This is a genomic window from Arthrobacter sp. 05T47 (assembly GCF_056395825.1).
In genome coordinates this window covers 1-1,904 of sequence record NZ_JBFTKG010000112.1, presented here as the reverse complement: position 1 = coordinate 1,904, position 1,904 = coordinate 1, and the positions used below count along the sequence as shown (strand labels likewise).

Here is a 1,904-nt window from a genome sequence, read left to right as displayed (position 1 = left end):
GGACCAGCACCGCCTTGGTCTGAGGACAGCCCGGCAGAACCGTCTGGAACTCATCTCGCGAAGTACACAGCGTCTGATGGCCCGCATGGATGCGGCTGCAGGCGTGGCCAACACGAAGGTGCTGCTCCACCCGACCACGTCCCGGGCTGTGGTGCATTCGAGCAACCAGGTCGCGGCTGGCGTTGTTGACTTCCACGGGCGGCTCGGGATCGACCGCCGTCGTGAGTCATTGGAGGCGAGACGATGGGTGGACGCGGCAGCGGAGGTAAGGGACAAGGCGCTCGAAACAGGAGCAGAGGGCGTCGATGCCGCCGGGCGCCTCGGTAACGAGACCCTCGACAGGGCCAGATCAGTGAGGGACAAACTCTCCAGCAGGATCGCCGAGCGTGCGCTGCGTCGGCGCGGGGACGACGAGGAACGCGACGAAAATGGTGACGAGGAAGGCTCAGTGAGCGCGGACCGTCAAACCTGAACTCTCCGGTTGGATTGAACCAGTGAGCCTCTCAGGCTCGGTTTACAAGGACAGGGTTGACGCCAACCGTTCTGGCCACGTTAGCGATCACATGGGCTGAGGTCTTCCCAGCGCTCTTGATCTACTCGACACCAAGGACGAGCACCCGGTGAGCCGTGTACCCGGACATCTTCTGGCTTCCCAGACACCTTCTCATATGGTGCTAATCTCGCTGGACGGGCCGCCGATGGTATGGAGGAAATATGTCTGGAATAGGCAACAAGGCTGCCGCCGTATTGAAGAACGGCGGGGCGAAGGCAAAAGCCAATGGAGACAAGCTGTACGCCCTCGCAAAGGACCCCGTCGTGCAGGCACGAGTTAAGGGACTGGCCGAAGAGGGCAAGAAGATTTATGCGGTGGTAACAAGCGCTGAGGCCAAGCAGGCCTACCGGCAAGCTGCAGATTTCGTCAGGAAGACTCGGAAGAAGTAGCTCCGCGGCAACCGCCGCTGCCAGAGCATCAGGAAAGGCGCCCGCACCCGAGCCACTTCTCCAGCGAGACATCCACAGCCCGAAATCTAGCTCGCTGGCACTCGAGCACTTCTCCCCGCATAAATTGTCGGCGCCAGGTGGGATCCTGCAGCATGGCAACCAAACGTCGTCGTTCAAGTAACGCGGGCGCCGCCGCCGCCGGGTGCGGCCCCTTCGGCTTCTTCCTCGCTCTCGCCGTGATCGGTCTCATCATCCAATACTGGTGGGTTCTCCTGATCGCCGTCGGCGTGGTAGCGCTGACCGTGGCAATCGTCCGCTTCGCCAAGACCCCGCACCCTCCGGTCAAGGCGCGCTCGCCCAAGGCAGCCCCACCACCCAAGCCCCGACCGGTCAAGGCCCCGCCCAGCCCGGCCCTCGTCAGTGAAGATCTCGCGGTCCAGATGCGCGCCGCCAAACAGGTCCGTCACGTACGGGACATGCAGGAGTGGGACTACGAGTGGATCCGGCTGGCCTACCCTCGGAAGAGCAGCCGGGAACTCAGTGAAATTGCCAACACCCACTTCGYGCGGGGGCGGTCGATCGGCATCAACTATGGGGACGTCTCCGTCCGCCGACGCAAAGGCCCCAAGCCTCGCTAGCCTGCAGCGCCGTAATCCTGTCGCTGGCTGGGCACTCGCCCCGACAGGCGGGAAGGTCGTCTTGTCGCGGCATTCCGTGGAAGCCGCCACCGGATGGACGCGAGGAGTCCCCGCGTTGCTCTTATAGGGAGCGGCCCTACCCCTGCAGCACCGGGCTCGGGGACATCTCCGCCGCCTGGCGCAGGGCCTCGATCATGCTGCGCACGTCCACGATGCCCTTGCCCGCGATGTCGAAGGCCGTGCCGTGGTCCACGGAGGTGCGGATTACCGGCAGGCCCACGGTGATGTTGACGCCGGCCTCGATGCCGAGGACCTTCACGGGGC

General features: G+C 64.2%; 4 protein-coding genes. 3 read left to right on the top strand and 1 reads right to left on the bottom strand.

Annotated features, from left to right (window positions below):
* Positions 1-76: 76 nt before the first annotated feature.
* The 3 genes from AC1DEY_RS23085 (at position 77) to AC1DEY_RS23075 (ending at position 1,580) form a co-directional block, all read left to right on the top strand.
* Positions 77-472, top strand: a complete 396-nt coding sequence (locus tag AC1DEY_RS23085; protein WP_476870032.1) for a hypothetical protein — start codon at positions 77-79, stop codon at positions 470-472.
* A 242-nt stretch (positions 473-714) separates the two neighbouring features.
* The gene (locus AC1DEY_RS23080) at positions 715-942 is read left to right on the top strand and encodes a hypothetical protein (RefSeq protein ID WP_476870031.1); all 228 of its coding nucleotides are present in this window, start codon (positions 715-717) and stop codon (positions 940-942) included.
* 152 nt (positions 943-1,094) lie between these two features.
* Positions 1,095-1,580 carry a hypothetical protein gene (locus tag AC1DEY_RS23075; RefSeq protein ID WP_476870030.1) on the top strand — a complete coding sequence of 162 codons (486 nt, stop codon included), beginning with the start codon at positions 1,095-1,097 and terminating at the stop codon, positions 1,578-1,580.
* Positions 1,581-1,716: 136 nt separating this feature from the next.
* On the opposite strand, the gene AC1DEY_RS23070 is transcribed toward AC1DEY_RS23075, so the two are convergent.
* On the bottom strand, positions 1,717-1,904 hold a 188-nt coding region (locus tag AC1DEY_RS23070), incomplete at its 5' end, for a 4-hydroxythreonine-4-phosphate dehydrogenase PdxA (RefSeq protein ID WP_476870029.1).